Annotated in this window: 18 protein-coding genes; 6 read left to right on the top strand and 12 right to left on the bottom strand. The window is 64.8% G+C overall.

Going from position 1 to position 22,113, the window contains the following annotated elements; genetic code table 11:
* Positions 1-2: 2 nt before the first annotated feature.
* Genes AC4D6D_RS01765 through AC4D6D_RS01755 form a run of 3 tightly spaced genes read right to left on the bottom strand, consistent with a single transcriptional unit; the run spans position 3 to position 2,535 of the window.
* Positions 3-497 carry an endonuclease domain-containing protein gene (locus tag AC4D6D_RS01765; protein ID WP_491326262.1) on the bottom strand — a complete coding sequence of 165 codons (495 nt, stop codon included), beginning with the start codon at positions 495-497 and terminating at the stop codon, positions 3-5.
* A 46-nt stretch (positions 498-543) separates the two neighbouring features.
* The gene (sufB, locus tag AC4D6D_RS01760) at positions 544-2,097 is read right to left on the bottom strand and encodes a Fe-S cluster assembly protein SufB (protein ID WP_491326261.1); all 1,554 of its coding nucleotides are present in this window, start codon (positions 2,095-2,097) and stop codon (positions 544-546) included.
* Positions 2,098-2,535 carry an SUF system Fe-S cluster assembly regulator gene (locus tag AC4D6D_RS01755; RefSeq protein WP_147215974.1) on the bottom strand — a complete coding sequence of 146 codons (438 nt, stop codon included), beginning with the start codon at positions 2,533-2,535 and terminating at the stop codon, positions 2,098-2,100.
* 394 nt (positions 2,536-2,929) lie between these two features.
* Between AC4D6D_RS01755 and AC4D6D_RS01750 the strand changes: the two genes are divergently transcribed.
* The gene (locus AC4D6D_RS01750; RefSeq protein WP_491327180.1) at positions 2,930-3,985 is read left to right on the top strand and encodes a quinone-dependent dihydroorotate dehydrogenase; all 1,056 of its coding nucleotides are present in this window, start codon (positions 2,930-2,932) and stop codon (positions 3,983-3,985) included.
* 121 nt (positions 3,986-4,106) lie between these two features.
* Positions 4,107-5,912, top strand: coding sequence for an AMP-dependent synthetase/ligase (locus AC4D6D_RS01745; RefSeq protein ID WP_491327179.1), 1,806 nt, complete (start codon positions 4,107-4,109; stop codon positions 5,910-5,912).
* A 185-nt stretch (positions 5,913-6,097) separates the two neighbouring features.
* Here AC4D6D_RS01745 and AC4D6D_RS01740 read toward each other — a convergent pair whose 3' ends face one another.
* From AC4D6D_RS01740 to AC4D6D_RS01700, 9 genes are all read right to left on the bottom strand, one after another.
* Positions 6,098-7,243 carry a calcium:cation antiporter gene (locus AC4D6D_RS01740; protein WP_491326260.1) on the bottom strand — a complete coding sequence of 382 codons (1,146 nt, stop codon included), beginning with the start codon at positions 7,241-7,243 and terminating at the stop codon, positions 6,098-6,100.
* Between the two features lie 62 nt (positions 7,244-7,305).
* Positions 7,306-8,118, bottom strand: a complete 813-nt coding sequence (locus tag AC4D6D_RS01735; RefSeq protein ID WP_491326259.1) for a TauD/TfdA dioxygenase family protein — start codon at positions 8,116-8,118, stop codon at positions 7,306-7,308.
* A 77-nt stretch (positions 8,119-8,195) separates the two neighbouring features.
* Entirely contained in the window at positions 8,196-9,293 is a 1,098-nt protein-coding gene (locus AC4D6D_RS01730) for an acetamidase/formamidase family protein (protein ID WP_491326258.1), read from the bottom strand.
* A 42-nt stretch (positions 9,294-9,335) separates the two neighbouring features.
* Entirely contained in the window at positions 9,336-10,118 is a 783-nt protein-coding gene (gene ygiD, locus AC4D6D_RS01725; protein ID WP_491326257.1) for a 4,5-DOPA-extradiol-dioxygenase, read from the bottom strand.
* 111 nt (positions 10,119-10,229) lie between these two features.
* Positions 10,230-10,715 (bottom strand): VOC family protein, encoded by a 486-nt coding sequence (locus AC4D6D_RS01720; protein WP_491326256.1) that lies wholly within the window; start codon positions 10,713-10,715, stop codon positions 10,230-10,232.
* Positions 10,716-10,886: 171 nt separating this feature from the next.
* A complete protein-coding gene (locus AC4D6D_RS01715) occupies positions 10,887-12,089 on the bottom strand; it encodes an aromatic ring-hydroxylating oxygenase subunit alpha (protein ID WP_491326255.1) in 1,203 nt (400 codons plus the stop codon).
* Positions 12,090-12,233: 144 nt separating this feature from the next.
* Positions 12,234-13,490 (bottom strand): MFS transporter, encoded by a 1,257-nt coding sequence (locus AC4D6D_RS01710; RefSeq protein ID WP_491326254.1) that lies wholly within the window; start codon positions 13,488-13,490, stop codon positions 12,234-12,236.
* A 133-nt stretch (positions 13,491-13,623) separates the two neighbouring features.
* Positions 13,624-14,262, bottom strand: coding sequence for a class I SAM-dependent methyltransferase (locus AC4D6D_RS01705; RefSeq protein ID WP_491326253.1), 639 nt, complete (start codon positions 14,260-14,262; stop codon positions 13,624-13,626).
* A 227-nt stretch (positions 14,263-14,489) separates the two neighbouring features.
* Entirely contained in the window at positions 14,490-16,871 is a 2,382-nt protein-coding gene (locus tag AC4D6D_RS01700) for a TonB-dependent receptor (RefSeq protein WP_491326252.1), read from the bottom strand.
* A 398-nt stretch (positions 16,872-17,269) separates the two neighbouring features.
* Between AC4D6D_RS01700 and AC4D6D_RS01695 the strand changes: the two genes are divergently transcribed.
* The 4 genes from AC4D6D_RS01695 to AC4D6D_RS01680 all read left to right on the top strand — a co-directional run bounded on the left by AC4D6D_RS01695 (position 17,270) and on the right by AC4D6D_RS01680 (position 21,617).
* A complete protein-coding gene (locus AC4D6D_RS01695) occupies positions 17,270-17,710 on the top strand; it encodes an RrF2 family transcriptional regulator (RefSeq protein ID WP_465145889.1) in 441 nt (146 codons plus the stop codon).
* Between the two features lie 272 nt (positions 17,711-17,982).
* Positions 17,983-18,180 carry a YezD family protein gene (locus tag AC4D6D_RS01690; protein ID WP_491326251.1) on the top strand — a complete coding sequence of 66 codons (198 nt, stop codon included), beginning with the start codon at positions 17,983-17,985 and terminating at the stop codon, positions 18,178-18,180.
* Between the two features lie 151 nt (positions 18,181-18,331).
* Positions 18,332-20,800: a TonB-dependent receptor gene (locus AC4D6D_RS01685; RefSeq protein ID WP_491327178.1), complete on the top strand. Its 2,469-nt coding sequence runs from the start codon at positions 18,332-18,334 to the stop codon at positions 20,798-20,800.
* A gap of 34 nt (positions 20,801-20,834) precedes the next feature.
* The gene (locus tag AC4D6D_RS01680) at positions 20,835-21,617 is read left to right on the top strand and encodes a sulfite exporter TauE/SafE family protein (RefSeq protein ID WP_491326250.1); all 783 of its coding nucleotides are present in this window, start codon (positions 20,835-20,837) and stop codon (positions 21,615-21,617) included.
* The last annotated feature ends 496 nt before the right edge of the window (positions 21,618-22,113 follow it).

Raw genomic sequence — 22,113 nt, 5'->3', positions numbered from 1 at the left:
GGTCATCCTTCGGCGCCCTCATCAAAGCGAGGGGCAGCAGTGGCACCGGCCTTCCGGCGCGCGGAGCGCTTGTCGAAAGGCACGTTGAGTTCGGTGGTGATCTCGCGCACGACGCCGTCGATGCGGTCCAGCACTTCGTCTTCGGAGAAGCGCAGCACGCGGATGCCCACTTCGATGAGTTTGCGGTCCTGCAACTCGTTGACGTCCGGGTTGGAATCTTCCGGGCTGAGCTGGACGACGATCCAGCGCGAGGGGCAGGCGAAATCGACGATCGTCGAGCCGACCACCGACTGGCGGATGAACTTCACGCCGCCCAGCTTCGAGCCGGACAGTTCCGCCCAGAGCGCCTTCTGCGCCTCGCTGGGGTTGCGGCGCATTTCCTTGGCCCGCTCCTTGAGCGTTTCGAGGCGCGCGCCGGTCACGTTGAAGCTGGCCTTGGCGTCGGCCTTCGGCGCGGCGTCCTTGCTGATGCCGAGGGTCTTGCGGGCGGCGGTCATGCGGGGATTCCTTTGAATGTCTTGCGTGTGTGGAAGCGGGCCATCGTCAGCCCACGCTTCCTTCAAGGCTGATGCCCAGCAGCTTCTGCGCTTCGACGGCAAACTCCATCGGCAGCTGCTGGAGCACTTCCTTGGCGAAGCCGTTGACGATCAGCGCCACGGCCTGCTCGGTATCGAGGCCGCGCTGCATCGCATAGAACAGCTGGTCGTCGCTGATCTTGCTGGTGGTCGCCTCGTGCTCGATCTGGGCGCTGGGGTTGCGCACTTCGATATAGGGCACGGTGTGGGCGCCGCATTCCTTGCCCAGCAGTAGCGAATCGCACTGGGTGAAGTTGCGCACGCCCTCGGCATTGGCGGCCACGCGGACGAGGCCGCGATAAGTGTTGTTCGACTTGCCCGCCGAGATGCCCTTGGAGATGATCGTCGAGCGGCTGCCCTTGCCGTTGTGGATCATCTTGGTGCCGGTATCGGCCTGCTGGTAATTGTTGGTGACGGCCACCGAGTAGAACTCGCCCACCGAATCCTCGCCGTTGAGGACGCAACTGGGATACTTCCAGGTGATGGCGGAGCCGGTTTCCACCTGCGTCCACGAGATCTTCGAGCGGGCACCCTGGCAGAGGCCGCGCTTGGTCACGAAGTTGTAGATGCCGCCCTTGCCCTCGGCATTGCCGGGATACCAGTTCTGCACGGTCGAGTACTTGATCTCGGCATCTTCCAGCGCGACCAGTTCCACCACGGCGGCGTGGAGCTGGTTCTCGTCGCGCATCGGCGCGGTGCAGCCTTCGAGGTAGGAGACGTAGGCGCCCTTGTCGGCGACGATCAGGGTGCGTTCGAACTGGCCGGTGTTTTCCGCGTTGATGCGGAAATAGGTGCTCAGCTCCATCGGGCAGCGCACGCCCTCTGGTATGTAGACGAAAGTGCCGTCCGAAAAGACCGCGCAGTTCAGCGCCGCGAAGTAGTTGTCCTGCACCGGCACGACCTTGCCGAGCCACTTCTTCACCAGCTCGGGATATTCGCGGATCGCTTCGGAGATCGAGCGGAAGATCACGCCCGCCTGCTCCAGCTCCTTGCGGAAGGTGGTGGCGACCGAGACCGAGTCGAACACCGCGTCCACGGCGACCTTGCGCGCGCCTTCGACGCCGGCGAGCACTTTCTGCTCCTCCAGCGGAATGCCCAGCTTCTCGTAGACCTTGAGAATCTCGGGATCGACCTCGTCGAGGCTCGAGAGCGAAGGCTTCTTCTTGGGCGCGGCCCAGTAGTAGGCTTCCTGGTAGTCGATCGGCGGCACGTTGAGCTTGGCCCAGTCCGGCGGAGTCATCTCCAGCCACTTGGCATAGGCCTTGAGGCGCCATTCGAGCATCCATTCCGGCTCGTCCTTCTTGGCCGAGATGAAGCGGATGGTGTCCTCGGAAAGGCCCTTGGGGCCGTATTCCTGCTCGATGTCGGCAACCCAGCCGTGCTCGTAGTCCGCGACGCGCGCGGCGGCGTCGCGCGCGGCCTGATCGCGCACTTCCACTTCGCCCGCTTCCGTTGGGCGCAGATCGTCCCCATGGACTTCGCGCACCTCGATGGTGCCCTCGGGGGAGGTTTCCTCAGTCATTCATACTTCCTCGACGAGCTGGGTCAGGACCACTTGCGCCAATGCGCCGCGCAGGGCCGCATTTACCTGCGGCCAGTGCGGGCGCACGCTGCATCCGCCTTCCAGCGTACATTCGTGCTTGCCCTGTTCGAGGCAGGCGGTGAGCGCGATCGGCCCTTCCACTGCCTCGACGATATCCGCAATCGAAATCGTCTCGGGCGCACGGGCCAGTTTCAGCCCTCCGCCCACGCCGCGGGTCGATTGCAGCAATCCCGCGGCGGTCAGCTTGCTCACCAGTTTCTGCACCGTCGGCGCGGGCAGGCCGGTATCTTCCGCAAGCTGCGCTGCCGAGATGCGGCTGAGCCGCGAATCCTGGGGGTGATGCGCACAGGTGCCCGAGTGCCGAGTCGCGGCGGACATGATGACAACAGCGTAGTCGGCCATGCTGGACAGGCGCATATCAGCGGCTTTCGCGTCTCTTGCGGTTAAAGTGGATCAAATCTTTCCGATTTGTGCCACCTAGTGCAGGACCCCTCCGGTTTCAATGGCGTTTCGCAGGGGTTCTTGCGACAAAACCGAGAGACCTGTCGCAAAACAAGCGCTTCCGGAGCCGTTCAGGCGATTCCCGATAAAAGAAGGCGGCCCCCGATCAGATCGGGAACCGCCGTTAGGTAATAAAGAACTCGTGCGCATCCCGCTACGAGCCCTTCGGGTCGCAAGTCCCGTGTATGCCGCCCCTCCGCCGATTTATTGTATAATTGCGACACGCGTGCCTCGGCGGTGACGCCGAAAAAGCGATTTTGCGCGCGCCGCGCCCGATAAGAAGCATTTGAGCAACAGCCCCGAGGTGTTTATGCGCGGGTCCGTGCTCTATTCCCTGATCAGACCCGCCCTGTTCCGTCTCGACGCCGAATCGGCGCATGGCCTCGCGCTCAAGGCGCTGAAACTGGCCGGACCCAGCCGTGCGCCCGCATTCCCGGCTTCGCTTGCGACGCAAGTGGCGGGAATCGCCTTCCCCAACCCCGTGGGCATGGCCGCCGGGTTCGACAAGGACGGCGAGGTGCCCGACGCCCTGCTGGGCCTTGGCTTCGGTTTCGCCGAGGTCGGCTCGATCACGCCGCTGCCGCAGGCGGGCAACCCCAAGCCGCGTCTGTTCCGGCTGGTCGAGGACCGCGCGGTGATCAACCGCATGGGCTTCAACAACAAGGGCGCCGAAGTCGCGCTGGCGGGGCTGACGGCGCGCAAGGATCGTCCGGGCGTCGTCGGAATCAACATCGGCGCCAACAAGGACGCGGACGACCGCATCGCCGATTATGCGACGATGGCCCGCCTGATGGCCCCGCTCGCGACGTATCTGGCGGTGAACATCTCCAGCCCGAACACGCCGGGCCTGCGCGCGCTTCAGGACGAATCGGCGCTGACCGGCCTGCTCGATGCGGTGCTGGAAGCCCGCGCCGATGTCTGCGGCACGGATGGCCCGCCGGTGTTCCTCAAGGTCGCGCCGGATCTCGAACCAGCCGATATCGACGCCATCGCCCGGATCGCCATCGAGAAGCGCCTCGGTGCGCTGATCGTGTCGAACACCACGATTTCCCGTCCGGCCCTGCGCTCGGCCCATCGCGGAGAGACCGGCGGCCTGTCCGGCGCGCCCTTGCGCGATCTCGCCCAGCAGCGCCTGCGCGACTTCCGCAAGGCGACCGGCGGGGCGGTGCCGCTGATCGGCGTCGGCGGCATCGCCACGGCCGAGGACGCCTGGGCGCGCATCCGTGCAGGCGCCAGCCTGGTGCAGGTCTATAGCGCCATGGTCTACGAAGGCCCCGGCATGGCCAGGGCGCTCTGCAAGGGCCTGGAAGCCCTGATGAAGCGCGACGGCTTCGCCTCGATCGCCGAGGCGGTAGGGTCCGAATAGCGTCAAATCCCGGCATTATAGTGGCACGCGGGGATGCGGCTTTGCTTGTCGCAACCTCCGCACACGCCTAGACGTTGATCAGAACGGACAATTCCGCATGGCAAGAGAGGACGAGCCCGGCATGGATCTTGGCGACTTCGACAAGTGCACCAACCTGGTATCGCTGTTTCTCACGCAGGCAGACAGGCTCGGCGATTCGCCGATGCTCTGGGCCAAGCGGGACGGCAAGTGGCATTCCACGAGTTGGGCGGAGGCGGCGCGTCGGGTCGGCCTGATCGCGGCGTCGCTGCGGCGCATGGGGCTGCAGCCGGGCGATCGGGTCATGGTGGTGTCGGAAAACCGGCCGGAATGGTGCCTCGCCGATCTCGCGATCATGGCGGCGGGCTGCGTCACCGTGCCTGCCTACACGACCAATACGACGCGCGACCACATCCACATCCTTGAGAATTCGGGCGCGCGGGCGGCGATCGTCTCCACCGCGAAACTGGGCAAGGCGCTGCTCCCGGCGATCGTCCAGACCGACCTCTGCCGCCATGTCATCGGCATGGAGATGCTGCCGCCGATGCAGGGCGGGGCCTATGAAGTGCATGACTGGGCCGCGCTGCTCGAAGGCGATGCCAAGGCGGCGCGGGCGGAAGTGGACGCGCGGGTGGCGACGTTCACGCGCCGCGATCTCGCCTGCATCATCTATACCAGCGGCACCGGCGGCGCCCCGCGCGGGGTGCGCCAGCACCACGGCATGATCCTGACCAATGTCGCCGGCTGCGCGCAGATCATCTTCGACGACTTCGGCTGCGACGAGGGCGAGATTTTCCTTTCGTTCCTGCCGCTCAGCCATGCCTACGAGCATACCGGCGGCCAGTTCCTGCCGATCGCGATGGGCGGGCAGATCTACTATTCCGAGGGCCTCGACAAGCTCGCCTCCAATATCGAGGAAGTGCGCCCGACGATCATGGTCGTCGTCCCGCGTCTGTTCGAAGTGCTGCGCACGCGCATCATGAAGCAGATCGAGAAGCAGGGCGCGATCCCGGCGCGGCTGATGGAACTGGCTCTGGGCATCGCCGGGCGCGAACAGGCCGGGCGCCGCCGTCTGCTGGACTATCCGCTCGACATGGTGATCGAGCGGACCCTGCGCCCCAAGGTGCGCGCCAAGTTCGGTGGCCGGATCAAGGCACTGGTCTCGGGTGGAGCGCCGCTCAATCCCGAGATCGGCGCGTTCTTCGACGCGATGGGGCTGACGCTCCTGCAAGGCTACGGCCAGACCGAGGCCGGGCCGGTCATCAGCTGCAACCGCCCCGCCGCCGGAATCAGGCACGATACCGTCGGCCCGCCGCTGCGCGGGGTCGAGGTGCGGATCGCCGAGGACGGGGAAATTCTCGTGCGCGGCGAACTGGTGATGGAGGCCTATTGGCAGAACGCCGCCGCCACCGAGGCAGTGCTCAAGGACGGCTGGCTCCATACCGGCGACGTCGGTCATATCGACGATCGTGGACGGATCAGGATCACCGACCGCAAGAAGGACATGATCGTCAACGACAAGGGCGACAACGTCTCTCCGCAAAAGGTCGAATCGATGCTGACGCTCCAGCCGGAGATCGCACAGGCCATGGTGCTCGGCGACCGCCGCCCCTACATCGTCGGCCTGATCGTCCCCGATGCCGACTGGGCGCTGGAATGGGCCAAGGCCAACGGCGAGAAGTTCGACTTCAAGGCGCTTCAGGGTCTCCCCGCCTTCCGCGCCGAGATTCGCAGCGCGATCGACCGGGTGAACGCCGATCTCTCGGTGATCGAGAAGGTCCGTCAGTACACGTTCGCCGACGAGCCTTTCGGGATCGAGAACGAGGAGATGACTCCCAGTCTCAAGATTCGCCGCCACAAGCTGAAAGAGCGCTATGGCGAGCGGCTGGACGCGCTCTACCGGAATTGAGGGGGCGGGGACGTTAGTCCGCTTACCCATTACACAGCGTCATCCTGAACTTGTTTAGCTTCGCTGGCCTTCGGCTCAGGATCCATTTCGCCGATCAGGCCGATGGTCTTGGCTGAGCGATAGATCCTGAAACAAGTTCAGGATGACGTGGGCTGTTTGCACGAGCTGGATGTTGAAAGCCGCCGTCACGGCACCAGCGTCGTGAACAGGTAGGTCGAGAAGATCACCAGGTGGACCATGCCCTGAACGAGCGTGGTCCGTCCGGTGCTCAGGGTCATGGTCGCCACCAGCAGGGTGAGGCCGAGCAGCACGATCGACTTGAGCGAAAGGCCGAGTTCGAGATCCAGCCCCATCCACAGCGAGGCGATCGCAACTGCCGGGATCGTCAGGCCGATCGTCGCCAGGGCCGAACCGATCGCGAGGTTGAGGCTGGTCTGCACCCGATTGGCGCGGGCAGCGCCGAGGGCCGCGAGGCTTTCCGGCGCCAGCACCAGCGCGGCGATGATGATGCCGACCGTGGCGGGCGGCGCGCCGATCGCGGCCACACCCGCCTCGATCGAGGGCGAAAGCGCCTTGGCGAGCATGACCACGGCCACCAGCGCCACCAGCAGCATGACGCCCGCAGCAATGGCCTTGGCCGCCGGGACCGTCTCGTGGCTGCCGTCGTTTTCCTCGGGATAGAGGAAATGGTCGCGGTGGCGGATGGTCTGGGCGACGACGAATGTCGCGTAGAGCACGAGCGCGTCCACGGCGACGAAGATCAGCTGCTTGTCGTTGTAGAACGGTCCCGTCTGGCTGGTGGTGAAATTCGGGAGGACGAGCGTGAGGATCGACAGCGTCGCCAGGATCGCCAGCCCGTGGTTGACGCCGGACTGGGTGTAGCCTTGCTCGTGATGCCGCCCGCCGCCCAGCAGCAGGCAGACGCCGACGATGCCGTTGATGGTGATCATCACTGCCGCGAACACCGTATCCCGCGCCAGCGCCTGTGCGCCGACGCCCTCGCTCAGCATGATCGAGACGATCAGCGAGGTTTCGATCACCGTCACCGCGAAGGCCAGGATCAGGGTTCCGAACGGTTCGCCGACCCGGTGGGCGATGACTTCGGCGTGATAGACCGCCGCCATGATCGCCGCGCCCAGCACCACCGCGATCAGCACCGCCATCGGGATCGAACCGGGCTTGCCGAGCGCTATCGCCGCCAGGGCAAGGAACGGCACCACGATCGTCCATGGCGCGAGCGCGAAGCAGGGGAACGTGGCGGGCCTGGCCGGGCTTTGGGTCGGGTTTTGGCCCGGGTGGGAAGGATGGGCGGCGGAAGGTTGGTCGCTCATCCCGGCACTATACGGTAAATCGGTGCAAGGACCAGTTTCCGCCGGTTATTTGTTATGTCCGGTCAGAACGGCCGGTCGCCCGCCACGGTCACGCGGAAGCCCGAGCGGACTTCGGGGAAGTAGTCCCAGACCGCGAAGTGCTGGGTGCAGCGGTTGTCCCAGAAAGCCACCGAATTCTTCTGCCAGCGGAAGCGGACGTGGAAGTTCGCGTCCTTCACATGGTCGAACAGGAAATCGAGCACGGCCTTGCTCTCGGGGCCGGAAAGCGCGTTGATCTTCGTGGTGTAGGACGAGTTCACGAAGAGCAGCTTGCGCCCCGTTACCGGGTGGGTGCGGATCACCGGGTGCGAGTTGCAGGGGTAGGTCCTGGTCGAATCCGGGAAGATCGCCTTGTAGACGGGATTGGCGTCGTGAACGGCGGTCAGCGGATCGAGGAAGGCCTTCATCGCCGGAGACAGTGCGTCGTAGGCCGCATACATGCTGGCGAACAGCGTATCGCCGCCGTCCTCGGGCAGGGTGTGGACGTGCAGGATCGAGCCCATCGGCGGTTCGGCATCGGCGGAAAGGTCCGAATGCCAGTTCTCGCCCGCGACGAACTTCGAGTTCTCGTCCGCGTGAATCGCGACGACTTCGGGATGGTCGGGAAGTCCGGCGACACCGGAATGGATCGCAAGCTGCCCGAAGGCGCGGCCCAGCGCCTTGTGGGCCTCGTGATCGATGTCCTGATCGCGGAAGAACACGACCTGGTGCTTCATCAGGGCGTCGTGAATCTCCGCGAAGGCCTGGTTGCCCAGCGGCTGGCGCAAGTCGATGCCGAAAATTTCCGCGCCGATTCGCTTGGTCAGGGGGCGGACGTCGATCAGTTCATAACCCATTGTCGGGCTCCGGTTCTTGACTTCTCGGGCACGCACCGGACGCAGGGTGAGGGCTCCCGCGTCCGGTGCGTTCGGGTTTATGCGGGATCGCGGACGCTGCCCTTTTCGGGGAAGATGCGGCGTTCGATGCGGCAATGGATGCCCTGGGTGCCGTCCACCACCTGGGTCACGCCGAAGTCGGCGGCGACGCTCATCAGCGAATAGCCGTCGTTGCGGGACAGGCCCTGATGCTCGGTGAGGAGGTGGAGCATGTCGATCGAGGCGGACTTCATCGCCTTGTCGAGATTCTCGCCGAAGCCGTGGACGATCCAGCAATCCGGCGTCTCCAGCAGCGGCGAGGGGAACGAGAAGTCCTTGCGCAGGACGATCTGGAACAGCACGTCGAGCGAGGATTCGATCGCGGTGCCGCTGATCTCGCCGTCGCCCTGGCTGATGTGGGGATCGCCGATCGAGAACAGGCCGCCCTTGACCTGCACCGGGTAGTACATCGTCGCGCCCGCGCCGATGCGCCAGTTGTCGATATTGCCGCCGTGGAGGCCCGGCGGAATCGTGCTCACCGCCTCGTTGACGGCAGGCGCGACGCCCGCGGTGCCGAGGTGCGGACGGGCCGGGATGGTGATTCCGGGCAGCGCGGTGGAGCGGTCGCATTCCGGGCAGTGGGTGATGCGGCCGGGAACGACGTATTTCTCGTCCACGTCATAGGCGTATAGGGCGCTGGCGGTGTTGGCGTTGGGATCGATCTTGTAGATCGTGACGCGCTCGGTCTCGCCGAATTCCTCGTAAAGATGGCCCCAGTTGGCCGCGAGGTTCGAGCCGTAGTTGAAGCGCGGGCGCATCGAGAGATAGCGCACTTCCAGCATGTCGCCGGGTTCCGCGCCCTCGACGAAGATCGGGCCGGTCATGATGTGGCAGCCGGGCGCACGGGTGGCGGGGTCGATCTCGGTGAAGATGCGGCGGATGTCGTCGTCGAACATCAGCTCCGGATCGTCGCCCGCGTGATGGGTCACGGCCTGCGCCTGGATCAGGTCGCCGCTCTTCACATGGAGCGCCGGTTTGATCTCGGGCGAGAAATAGCCCCAGTGCACCGTTTCCGGCGTGGCCCGAAGGTGGTGCAGGGCGGTCGGCTGGAGTGCGGCCTCTCTGGCTGGTTCGGGCTTAAGGCTGATCAGTGCCATCGGAACTCCTGTTGGGAAGGAAAGAGGTCAGGGCGCGCGGATTTACGCGGCGCCGATCCGCACGCTCGTCATGCTGAGCGACTTGTGCTGGATGAAATCGGGCTCGAACGTCGCCGCTTCGTCCTCGTGGCGGGCGCCCAGAACGTAGAGCAGCGGCAGGAAATGGTCGGAACTCGGCACCGAGAGCCGGGCGGCCTCGCCCAGCGCCTCGTAATCGATCACGGTCTGGGGATCGTCGGAGGCGATCGCCTTGCACATGGCCGCGTTGAACTGCTCGGCCCAGGGATAGGGATCGGCGGCGGGGTTGGCCCAGTCCATGGCGGGCAGGTTGTGGACGATATTGCCGGTGCCCATGATGAGCACGCCCTCGTCGCGTAGCGGGCGCAGCATGCGGCCGACCAGCCAGTGCTCGGCGGCGCTCTTGCCGAGGTCCATGCCGAGCTGGATCACCGGCACGTCCGCTTCGGGATAGGCGTGGACCAGCACCGACCAGGTGCCGTGGTCGAGACCCCAGTTGGCATCCATCGTCACCGGCATCGGTTCCAGCAGTTCGCGCACGCGCGCGGCCAGTTCGGGATCGCCGGGGGCCGGGTATTGCACGTCGAACAGGGCCTGCGGGAAGGCGCCGAAGTCGTGGATCGTGCGCGGCTGCGCCATCGCGGTGACGGCGGTGCCGCGCGTCTGCCAGTGGGCCGAGATGCACAGGATCGCGCGCGGCTTGCCGATACCCTCGGCGATCTGGTTCCAGGTCCGGGTGACGGGGCTCTTTTCCAGCGCCACCATCGGGCTGCCATGGCCGAAAAAAACGATGGGAAGGCGGCTCATTGCGGGTCTGGCTCCGGGTGCGGGTTGGATGGGTTCAGGCTATGGAAAAGGGGGCGGGGCGGTCTTGCAGCGGCGCGCACAAGAACTTGTCGCGCCGCCGGGGAGCTGGGCCTATTCGCGGGTGTAGTCGGCCGGAATCTCGGGGTTTTCGCCCGCCTTGCCCCAGAGGATGATCTCGTTGCCCCAGGGGTCCGCGAAGGCGTGGTTGTAGCCGTTGAACTCTTTCCAGTAGTGATTGCGCCAGAGCACCTTGCCGCCCAGCTTCTCGGCGGCGGCGAGGATGCGGTCCTCGTTGTCGTCGTCGCCGATCAGCACCCAGATGCGGGCCTTGCGGCCCTCGGTGGCGAGGGTGCGCGGCTCCACGCCTTCGGGGTTCGGGTGCGGGCGGGCATTGTTCGCATCGAACACGCCGAGGTGGAGATTGCCGATCTGGCTGTCGCTGCCGTCCTTGTGCTGGAAGAAGCCGCCGGGAACCATGCGGTGGTAGATGCCGTGGGGGCGCGCGTCGTTCTCCCAGCCGAAGACTTCGGCGTAGAATTCTCCGGCCCTGGCCGGATCGTCGGTGGCGAAATCGACGAAGATGAGGGTGTTGGTCATAAGGTCTTGGCTCCAGTCTGGTTGCGCCAAGGCCTAGCCGGACCATGGGGACGTGCTCGCCATGCCGCGCACGAATCGTTGATTCCTCGCGCGCCAAAGAAAAGGCGGCGCCCGGTACGAGACCGGACGCCGCAGACCGTCGGGAATGGGTGACGGTAAAACTCTCGTGAATCAGGCGCGCAGGCGAGTGACGGGCGCGGAAGGCCCGCGGCGGCGGTCCCATTCGCGGCGATAGCGTTCGACTAGCCAGACGTTGAGCAGGCGTTGCGCACCCTCCTGCCAGGAATAGCGCCCGCGCGGCGCGAACTTCGAGCGCAGGCCCTGCTGGACCAGTTCGTCGACATGGAAGTCCTGGCTGACGATCTCCTCGACCGCCGTGTCGTTCATCTTCATCTTCAGCTCGAACAGCGGGTCGTCCATTGCCTCGGGCACCATCAGCGTGCCGATGGTCAGGGCGTGCGACTGGGCCGAGCGCGGGTCCATGATAAGATAGAGCACGGTATCGTTGAGCACGACCAGCGAGAGACTGGGCGGCAGGTTCACGAACAGGAGCCGGTTCTGCTCCTCCTCGGTGAGCTTGGGGAACACCGGGAAGACCGACTTCTGCGTGGCGTTGAAGGCGGCGTTCTTGTGAAGCGTGCCGTTGAGCCGGTAGTAGCCCGCCGAATCTTCCGGCACTTCGGGGAACGTGGCGAGACCGCTCGGGATGAAGTCGTGCAGCGGCCCGGCGTGGAGACGGCTGGCGTGATAGCCGTCGTTGTTGTTCTCCAGCATGACCTTCCAGTTCCACGGAAACACGGTGGCTTCCTCGGGACGGGGGCCGCGCAAGTTTGCGAAGTCGTAGTTGGCGACCACCTCCTCCAGCCCGGCGAGGCGCGGAGTCAGCGGCTCGGCCTTTGGATCGAGGTTGATGAAGACGAAGCCGTGCCAGATCTCGTGGCGGATTTCGGGCAGGCTGGCGGCCTTCTTGTCGAAATTGCAGGTGCGGTTCATCGCCGGGGCGCCGACGAGGGTGCCGTCGAGGTCGTAGGTCCAGTGATGGTACGGGCAGACGAAGGCGCGGGCATTGCCGTGGCCTTCCGCCACCAGCATGGCGCGGTGCTGGCAGACCGCCGAGAGCGCCTTGACCGTGCCGTCGCGGGTCTTGGTGACGATGATCGGCTCGTCCGCGCGGGTTACGGTGAAGAAGTCGCCGGGATTCTCCAGCCACTCGGCGCGGCCGACGCAGAGCCATTCGTGCTCGAACAGCGCGGCCTTCTCGAAGTGGTGGAAGTCCTCGTCGGTGTAGCAGGCCGGGGGCAGCGTGTCGGCTTCGAGCGTGTCCAGGATGGAACTGCCCAGGCTGTCGAAGAACTGGTCGTTGAGTAGAGTCATTCCTGCCTGATCCCCGTATCGGTGAGACCGGGGAGAACGTCCGTGCGTTCTCCCGCAAGATCTCAGACTAGCGGGGCCGGAAAGAGAGAGCTTTGCACAGGGCGCAGTGACTTTTGGCAGATGGCCCTTTGCCGAAAAGGCGCTTCATTCGGCGGGGACGAGTTCGCTCTCTTCGATGACGTCCGCTTCCCTGACCGGGCGCGCGGCGGGTGCGCGCAGGAATAGCACGGCCACGATCGTGGAGGCGGCCAGCAGCAGCGCGAAGATCAGGATGGCGAGCGAATAGCCGCCGGTCACGTCGGCGATCCGTCCCGCCAGGATCGGGCCGAGCACCGCGAAAGTCGTGGCGGTGGTCGCCATTGCGGTCATGTCGCCGGCGATGCCCGCACCGAAGTAGCGCAGCAGCAGGATATGGGCGGAAAGCCAGGCCATGCCCCAGCCGAGGCCGAACAGCGTCGCGGCGGCCGTGGCGACCAGCACCATCGAGGCCGACCAGAGCAGGGCCATTGCGATGGCTTGCAAGGCCAGACCGGCAATGAGGATGCGGCGCGGGTCGATGCGTTCGCACAGGGTGCCGGTCAGGCCCTTGGCGCCAGTACCGGCGAAGGCCAGCAGGCTCATGGCGATGGCGCCGGGCGCCGCGCCTTCGCCGAGATTGGCGATATGGGCGACGAGGATCGAGTGCGCGGAGGTCACGGCGGTCTGCACCACGGTCATGACGAGGGCGAGGATCAGGAAGCTCGGCGTCATCAGCGCCTGGCGCACGGTCCAGAGGCTCTTTTCGGCGGGGGCATCCTGTTCATGGCCCGCTCCCTTCACCTGTTCCACGCTTTCCACCTTCACGGCGTCGCGGATGCAGACGAGGCAGATCAGGCCGAGCACGACGGCGCTGACCGCCATGACCAGCCAGTGCAGGCGCCAGTCGCCGGTCATGCCGACGATGGCGCCGACGATAAGCGGCCCGGCAATGCCGCCTGCCGCGCCCGCCATGAAGTAGAAGCCGATCATTCGCGCCGAAGTGCGCGGGAACCACGTCGCCAGCAGGTAGACGGCGGGCGAGGGGGCGATCAGCGAGAAGCCCACGCCCATCAGGGTCGTCGCCACGAAGAACAGGGTCAGGTGCTCGATCTGGGAGGCGATGAAGAACCCGGCGGCGAGCACGAGGCAGCCCGCGAACATCGTCAGCCGCGTGCCGATCGACTTCATCAGCAACGGCGGCAGCGGACTGGCGAGGCCGCAGGCAAGGCCAAGCAGCGAAAAGCTGAGTCCGGCCGCGGCCTTCGACCAGCCGAGCTGCGCCACCATGGTATAGAGCACGTAGCCCAGCGAGGTGAACGTCGTCGCCGTCACGAAAAAGAAGCCCAGCGAGGCGGCGAATAGGACGAGGACACTGCGCGGCATTGCGACTCCTGCGGGTTCCGTCCGGGATGGAATCGCCGGACTGACACGCCGTGCAGGCTCTCATGCTGCGGCTGCACACTCTTGATGACCCGCGCCTAGATAGTTGATCGCTGCCGCGAAACAAGAAGGCCGGTCAGGCGGTGCGGTAGGCGAAATAGGACTTGGGGAAGCCCGCGACCCATTCGATGCCGTGCTCGGCATCGGGAAAGTAGGAACGCAGCCGCTTGCGGCCCAGCACGGTCGTGCCCGCGACCATCTCGTTCCAGGCGGGCAACATGCGTTCCCAGCGCCGGTGCAGCGCGGCGCGCAGGCGGGCGGGGGCGAACCACCAGAAGGGCAGGCCGGTATGCGCCTCCAGCGGGAACCAGATCGAGGGGGTCTGTATCCAGTAGGCGGGGGCAAGTCGGCGCACCTCTCCGGCGAAGAGGCGCTCCTTTTCGGGGCCGCCGACGTGCTCGATCACGCTGTTGGAGAATACCAGGTCGAAAGCATTGTCGGCGAACTGGGTAAGCCGGGTGGCGTCGCCGTCGAGAAAGGTGAAACGGTGATGGCTGGCGATATCCTCATGGCGCGGCACGCCGGGGAGGTTGACGATGGTGATGTCCAGCGGTGTCGGGACGAGCTGCCAGATCTCGGTCGTGCCGCCGAGGTCGAGCACCCGCGCGCCTGCGGCCGGGCCAAGCGCGGCTTCGAAGCGCCCCATGCGGGCGCCGCGAAAATAGGGCTGCACTTTGCCGAGCAGGCCGTAGAACAGGCTCAGTCTGGCGGACATGGCGGCCTCCATCGCGGTGGAGCACGGCCGGTCCGGCCCCGCGACGGCGCGACGATAGCCGCCCGGACCGGGAGGCGGACAGTCCGAGCATTCCTGTCCCTATCGCGCTTGGGGTTTCGCGGGATTGATTCCGCTTTCGAAAATCCTCGGGGAAGGGAAAGGGGAGCCGATCCTGTGACCGGCGCCCCTCGACTGGATCCCTTTTGCGCGACCGAAGGGCTCTTTGTTTAGAACTTGTATCCCACCGAAAGGATCACCTGACGCGGCGGGATGTAGGTGTCCATCACCTGGGCGCTGCCGTAAGGGTCCGAAAAGCGCGAGTTGATACCGTTCCTGTCGAACAGGTTGATCGCCCGCAGCGTGATGTTGGTATTGGTGCCTTCCGGCTCGTACTTCAGCATGGCGTTGACCTGCGTATACGAGGGGGTGAGGTCCACGTCGCCTTCGTTGAACAGGCGGTACTGGTACTTGCCGCGATAGATCAGCTGGGCGCGGGCGGTCAGTTCGCCGGGGCCGACCTTGCCGTTCCAGGTCGCGGCAATGTTACCCTGCCAGCGCGGCAGCTTGGGCACGCGGTTGCCCTTGATGTCCGCGCGCGCGGCGTCGCGAGCGAGCAGGGCGGGGTAGAAGTTGCTCCAGAACAGGTAGTCGGGATAGCCCGCCGCATTCTGGGCATTGACCGCATTGGTGGGATCGAGCGCGAGGTAGTGCGAGGTGAATTCGCCTTCGAGATAGGACATCGAGGCATCGAAGCGCAGGCCGTCCGTCGGGATGTAGGAGCCTTCGAGTTCGAGGCCGTAGACCCGCGCCTTGGGGGCATTGCTGATGCCCTCGCCGTAGAGGATCGGGTCTTCCTCCAGGAACTGCATGTTCCTGTAATTGTAGAGGAAGGCCGAGCCGTTGAGCTGGAGCGTATCGCCCAGGAAGCGGTTCTTGGAGCCGATTTCGAAGGAATCGACGGTTTCCTGCCTGTAGGTCGGCAGGATCGCATAGCTGTTCCCGGTCGAGGCCGCGGAGTTGATGCCGCCCGGCTTGAAGCCGCGCGTCCAGCTGGCATAGACCATGTTGCTCGGCGTGATCTGGTAATCGAGCGCGACCTTGCCGGTCCAGGCGTCGCCCTTGCGGCTGCCGGTCGACGCGGGCTGGAGGTAGGCCCCTGAGGTCTGGCCGGATGCCCCGCCCGACATCGAATCGAACATCCCGGTAGACTTGTCGTGGTTGTAGCGCACACCGGCCGTCAGCTTGAGCTGGCTGGTCAGGCTGTAGGTGCCCTGCGCGAAGAAGGCGTAAAGGTCGCGCTTGATCGTCGACAGTTCCGCATATGTCAGGTTGGCGACCAGCGGATCGTTCCACGCGGTGCCGGTGGGCAGGGCTTGCTGGAGGAAGTTGTCGTCGTCGCTGCGGTATTCGTTGACGTACTGGCTGTTCGACGAGTGCAGGTAGACGCCGCCGAGCACCCAGCTGAACGGGCCGGTACCATTGGAGGTCAGGTTGATTTCCTGGCTCCAGCTCTTGGTATCCGATTCCCACAGCGGAACGTGGTCGTAGGCGGTGCCGGTGAAGCTGATCGGATTGTAGGTCTGGGCATGGAACCGCGCGGTATCGAGCCCGTCCGCGTCCCAGGCCTGTTCGGAGTGGAGCTTCTGGTAGCCGGTGATCGACTTGATCGTGGCAAACGGCGTCTCCCACTTGGCGACGCCGGTGTAGAGCTGGGTCTTCACCACCGAGCGGCCGGGATAGTCCTGGGTCAGTTCGCGCGGGTCGGGGTTCGGATCGAGGATGTTCTTCTGGGCCGGGCCGTTGGTCTCGCTGGTGAACTGCACGGTGTTCAGCACGATCGAGAAGTTCGAGGCGGGCTGCCACTTGGCGCCGAGGCGCCAGCCGGTCTCGTCCTGATCGTCGAGGTCGTACTTGCGGAAGCCGGGCACTTCGGTGGCATGGGCATAGCCGTCGTGCTTGGTGAACTGGAAGGCGCCGCGCACCGCCAGGGTATCGGAAAGCGGCACGTTCAGCGCGCCCGAGCCTTCCATGTAGTTGTAGTTGCCATACCCGGCGTTCACGTTGCCGCTGACGCTCTCGGTGCTCGGCTCGATCGAGACGACGTTGATCGTGCCGCCGGTCGATCCCTGGCCGAACAGCGTGCCTTGTGGGCCGCGCAGCACTTCCACTTGCGCCACGTCGATGAAGGCCGCGCTCGCGGCGATCGAGTTGAAGATGTAGACGCCGTCGATGTGATAGGAGACGCCCGGCTGGGTATTGGTGTTTTCCGGGGTTTCCGAACCGACGCCGCGAATGGTGATGATGCGCTCGCCGCCGCCGCTCTTGGCGACGACCAGGCCGGGAACCGTGCCATTGAGGCCGGTGATGTCGTTGATGTTCGCGGCCTTCAGCGTCTCGGAAGTGATCGCGCTGACCGAGAGCGGCGCCTGCTGGAGGCTGACTTCGCGGCGCTCGGCAGTGACGACGATATCGGTAAGGCCTTCCGCGGGAGCGGCTGCGGTCGCCGTAGCGGCGGTATCGGCGCCTTCCGCATGCGCCGTGCCCGATGCGAACGCGAGAAGCGAGACGCTCGAAGCGAGCGCGTAGGCGATTCGTGACTTGCTGATCATGGTAGTTCCCCGAACAAAGTCAGACCGATTCCCGGTTGCGCGGCTCGTTCGTGCATGTGGCCGCTTGACGGAAAATCTGGCGCGGGGCGTGGAATGGGTCTTGTGCATTTGCGAATAAGTACTTGATCGGAGGACCCCGGCAGGCCGCTGTCCGGATGCAAAAATCGCGATTTTCGCGGGTTCCTTGCGGCGTAGGCTGGCCATGTGGGGAGGCGATCCGGCTTTTGCACTGCGAAAAGCGGCGGCCAAGGGCCTCCCGCGTCAAGCCGCGAAGGAAAGGAGGACAATTTCCGCCGCCCGGCCCCGTTTCAAGTTGTCAACCGAAGAGACTGACAATCTGCGAAATCCCCGCCCGGCGGCCTTGCCATGGGCGCGCGTGCTGCGGCATGACGGCAGGCGTGCTTTCGCAGAAAACCCGCTACGCCATCCGCGCCATGCAGCATCTTGCCGACAACTATGGGCAAGGTCCGATCCAGCTCGCGCAGATCGCGGAAGCACAGAACATTCCCGCCAAGTTCCTGACCACGATCCTGTCGGAACTGAGCCGCTTCGGCATCGTCGATTCGCAGCGCGGCAAGGACGGCGGCTATCGGCTGGCGGTCTCCCCGATCGACATCACGTATGGCGACCTGATCCGCCTGATGCGCGGATCGCTCGCGCTGGTGCCCTGCGCCAGCCGTTTCGCGCACGAAAAGTGCAAGAACTGCCTTGAGGAAGAGAATTGCCGCACCCGGGCGCTGATGCTCGAAGTGCGCGATCGCACGGCGGAGCTGCTCGATGGAGTACGCCTGTCGGATCGGATCGAACTCGTTCCGGCACAGGCCGACAGCGAGGATTGAGCGCGGTCCGACAACCGCTGGCAATCGTTCTTGCCTGCCAAGCTTCTCATAAAAATAGACAATTTTCATGTCTTTTTGCGCAGGACGACCGGCAATCCCTCGAATTTGCCGCCCGGATCAAACGGGGCAGCGCGATATCGCTTCGGCGTAAAAAGATTTTGCTTTGGCGCGGAAACGAGAAACTTTCGGCTAGGGATATTGTCAACTTTTTAAGTTGAGAATACGAGTGCGGATGGCGGCGAAAAAGCCGCGCGCTCGGAGGAAGATTCGCAATGTCTCAACCGTCATCGGACAACCAGCGATCGGGACTGCACCTCGCCAAGGAGTCCGCAAGCAATCCCAAGGCGGCACCGCTTCAGGTGGTCGCCGATGCTCTGGACCAGATGCGCTACGGCGTCATCCAGCTGACAGTCCACGATGGGAAGCTGGTTCAGCTCGACATCACCGAACGGCGGCGCTTCGCCTCGTAAGGCGCGCCACCGACGAACCGCACTCTGCCGCGCAGACCGGACCACCGGATGTGAGGCCCTTCGACATACCATCAAGGGGGATCACATGAGAAAGACCTTTCGCGGGCCGCTGCCGGCCCCGCTTCCGCTCGCCTGCCTGTCGTTTACGCTGATGCTGGCCGGGACTCCGGCCTTGGCCAGGGAAAATGGGGCCAGGGAGGACGTCGCTGCGCCCACCGCTGCTGCGAGTGCTGCCGGAACCGCTGCCGCTGCCAGCGGCGACGATGAAGTGCCGCCGACCTCGGTCGGCACTGGTGCCCACGATCGGGGCGGCGAAATCTTCGTGACCGCGCGCCGCCGTCAGGAATCGAGCCAGGATGTGCCGCTGGCGATTTCGGTGGTGGGCGGGGAGCACATCGATTCCACCGGCTCGTTCAACGTCGGGCGCCTGCAGCAGCTGACACCGACCTTGCAGTTCTATTCGTCGAATCCGCGCAACACTGCGGTCAACATCCGCGGCCTCGGCGTGCCGTTCGGCCTGACCAACGACGGTATCGAGCAGGGCGTCGGCATCTACGTCGACGACGTCTACAACTCGCGCGTCGCCTCGGCCACGTTCGACTTCCTGGATGTCGCCCAGATCGAGGTCCTGCGCGGCCCGCAGGGCACGCTCTACGGCAAGAACACCACCGCCGGTGCGATCAACATCACGACCAACCAGCCCACTTTCGACTTTGAGGGCAAGGCCGAGGTCTCGATCGGCAACTACAACTTCAAGCAGGCCAAGGCCGCCGTATCCGGTCCGCTGACCGACAAGCTGGCCGCGCGCCTCGCAATCTCGTCGACCAGCCGCAAGGGGACGATCTACAACGTCGTCACCGGCGAGCACATCCAGGGGCAGGACAACCTGGGCCTGCGCGGCCAGCTGCTCTGGAAACCGACGGACGATCTGGAAGTCACGCTCGCGGGCGACTTCAGCGCGCAGGATGCCAATTGCTGCGGCTCGGTCTATGTTCGCACCGGCCTGACCCAGCGCGCGCTCAACCGCCAGTTCGAAGCGCTGTCCGCCGCGCTGGGCTATGCCCCGCCGAGCCGCAACGCCTTCGACCGCCTGACCGACCTCGACACCGACTTGCGCGCCAAGAACAAGATCGGCGGCGCCTCGCTGCGCGTGAAGTGGGATCTGGGCCAGGGCACGCTGACCTCGATTTCCGCCTGGCGCTTCTGGGACTGGGATCCGTCGAACGACCGTGACTTCACCGGCCTGCCGATCGTCGCCCTGTCGCAGAACCCCTCGCAGCAGGACCAGTATACGCAGGAGCTGCGCTACAACTACAGCAGCGACAAGATCGATTTCGTGGTCGGCGCTTTCGGCTTTTACCAGCGGATCGACACCCAGGGCACCGAGGCGCACGGCACCGCTTCCAGCCGCTGGAACATCGCGCCGTCGAATGCCCTGTCGAACAATCCTGCGGTGCTCAACGGCCTCGTCGCCTATAATACGCAGTACCTGAAGAACACCAGCGCGGCGCTATTCGGCCAGCTGAGCTGGCACATCACGCCCGAACTGACGGTCCAGCCGGGCGTGCGCCTGAACTACGACAAGAAGGAAGGCTACTACCAGCGCCGCGTGTTCGACGGTGCCGGCAACCCGGTGCTCACCACCGGCCCGACGAACGCTATCAAGACCGCGCAGCTGGCGATCTTCACGCCGCAGGAAATCTCGCCCGAGTTCAGCGACTGGAACTTCAGCTACGATTTCACCGCGAGCTACAAGGTCGCGCCGGACGTGCTGGTCTATGGGACTTACGCCAAGTCCTTCAAATCGGGCGGCATCAACCAGAACGGCGTGCCCACCGACACCCAGAACAACCCGATCCTGGCCGCCGCCACGGTCAAGCCGGAAGACGTCAACCATTACGAGCTGGGCATCAAGTCGCAGTTCTGGGACCGCAAGGCCACGCTCAACCTCTCGATCTTCCGCACCGACATCAAGAACTACCAGGCCAATGTGAACAACGGCCAGTTCGGCGTGCTGCGCGGTTACCTCGCCAATGCCGGCGCGGTGCGGTCGCAGGGCGTGGAGGCGGACTTCTCGATCCGGCCCAGCGAACGCTTCAACGCCTATGTCAACGGCGCCTATACCGATGCGACCTACCGCCGCTTCGTCGACGCGCCCTGCCCGCCGGAGCTTTCGGGCGGCACCACCGTCACCGGCACGCAGACTCCCGGAGCCGCCGGGGTTCCCGGAGCGCTCAGCGCGGCGAACTGCAACATCTCCGGTCAGCGCCTGCCCGGCGTCTCGAAGTGGTCGTTCTCTTTCGGCGCGGAAGTCAATCAGCCGGCGACCCTGCTCGGCCAGGAGGGCGGGGTCTACTTCGGCTATGACGGCAGCTATCGCTCGAACTTCTCGTCGAACCCCTCGCCCTCGGCCTATACCTGGATCGACGGCTACAGCCTGTCGAACTTCCGTCTCGGCTTCCGGACGGACAACGGGTTTGACATCTATGGCTGGGTCCGCAACGCTTTCGATCAGAACTACTTCGACCAGCTCTTCGTCGGTCCCGGCAACACCGGCCTGATCGCAGGGCTTCCCGGCGACCCGCGTACCTGGGGCCTGACCGTCCGGTACGGCTTCTGATCTCCGCAATACCTGGAACAGGGAGGACAACCTCATGTTCGATCTCGGAATAGGCGTGTGGGACGTGGTGCCCTTCATCGCCGTCGGATTTGCCGCGCAAGTCATCGACGGCGCCCTGGGCATGGCCTTCGGCGTGATCTCCCAGACGATGCTTGTCAGCGTCCTGGGCGTCGCCCCGGCAGCGGCTTCGGCCAGTACCCATCTCGTGGAGATCTTCACGACCGGGGCCTCGGGGGCGAGCCATATCGTTCATCGCAACGTCGACTGGGGGCTGTTCAAGCGGCTCGTCCCCTTCGGCGTGGCGGGGGGCGTGGTAGGCGCTTATGTGCTCTCCAACATCGATGGCTCGCTCGCGCGGCCCTATATCATGCTCTATCTGACGGGCATCGGCTTCTACCTGCTGGTCAAGGCGATCCGCATGTCGAAGCCTCGCTTCGAGGATCCCCGCATGACCCGGCCGCTGGCGCTGGCGGGCGGCTTCCTCGATGCGGCGGGTGGCGGTGGCTGGGGGCCGGTCGTGACCTCCAACCTGCTGGTGCAGGGCGGAGACCCGGCCAAGGTGATCGGCACGGTCAATACGGCGGAGTTCCTGCTGTCGCTCTCGATCTCCATCTCGTTCATCGGCGCGCTGGGCTTCAGTGCCTTCAGTGCGGTGACGATCGGGATGATCGTGGGCGGCGTTATAGCAGCCCCATTCGGAGCCTTGCTGGCCAAGCGGGTGCCGCCGCGGGTGCTGCTCTTTGCGGTCGCCCTCGTCCTGATCGCCACGAGCGCCTTCAGCATCGCCAAGGCCTGGCATCTGGTTCCGGGCCTCTGACCGGAAACGCGAGCGGAATCAGTATCGTTTGGGCCGGGCCGAATCCTTTTCGCTCCGGCCCAAATCGCATCTGGCGGGGCGGATCGAGGAATGGGCTTTCCAGAAACGGCGGAAAGCCGTGTGTTTTTGGAAAAATGTCGTTTTTTTGAAATTAGGTTGTTGACCGAATCGTGGGTGGGTCTTAGAGGGCCTCTCACCGCAGCGGACCACACGGTTTCGGAGCGGTCGCCACGAGAGACGGACAGCTAGCTTCCCCCATCGCAAGAAAGCGGGGAACAATTGTTGTCCGGCTTTACTGTTCGGCGGGTCTCGAGAGGGGCCGGATCTTTGACATTGTCGGTTTTAGATGAAGGGACATGTGGGCGACGGCGCCTGCACCCGGGGCTTCAGGGCTCGGAGTTGCAGTAGATAGTCGTTACCTTAACATGTCCTGACGTAACCATACGTTTAGATATGTGCAGGGTGATGATCCCTGGATTAATTTTACGTCAGGTGG

Source organism: Novosphingobium sp. BF6 (assembly GCF_058273105.1).
This window is presented reverse-complemented; position numbering and strand designations above follow the sequence as displayed.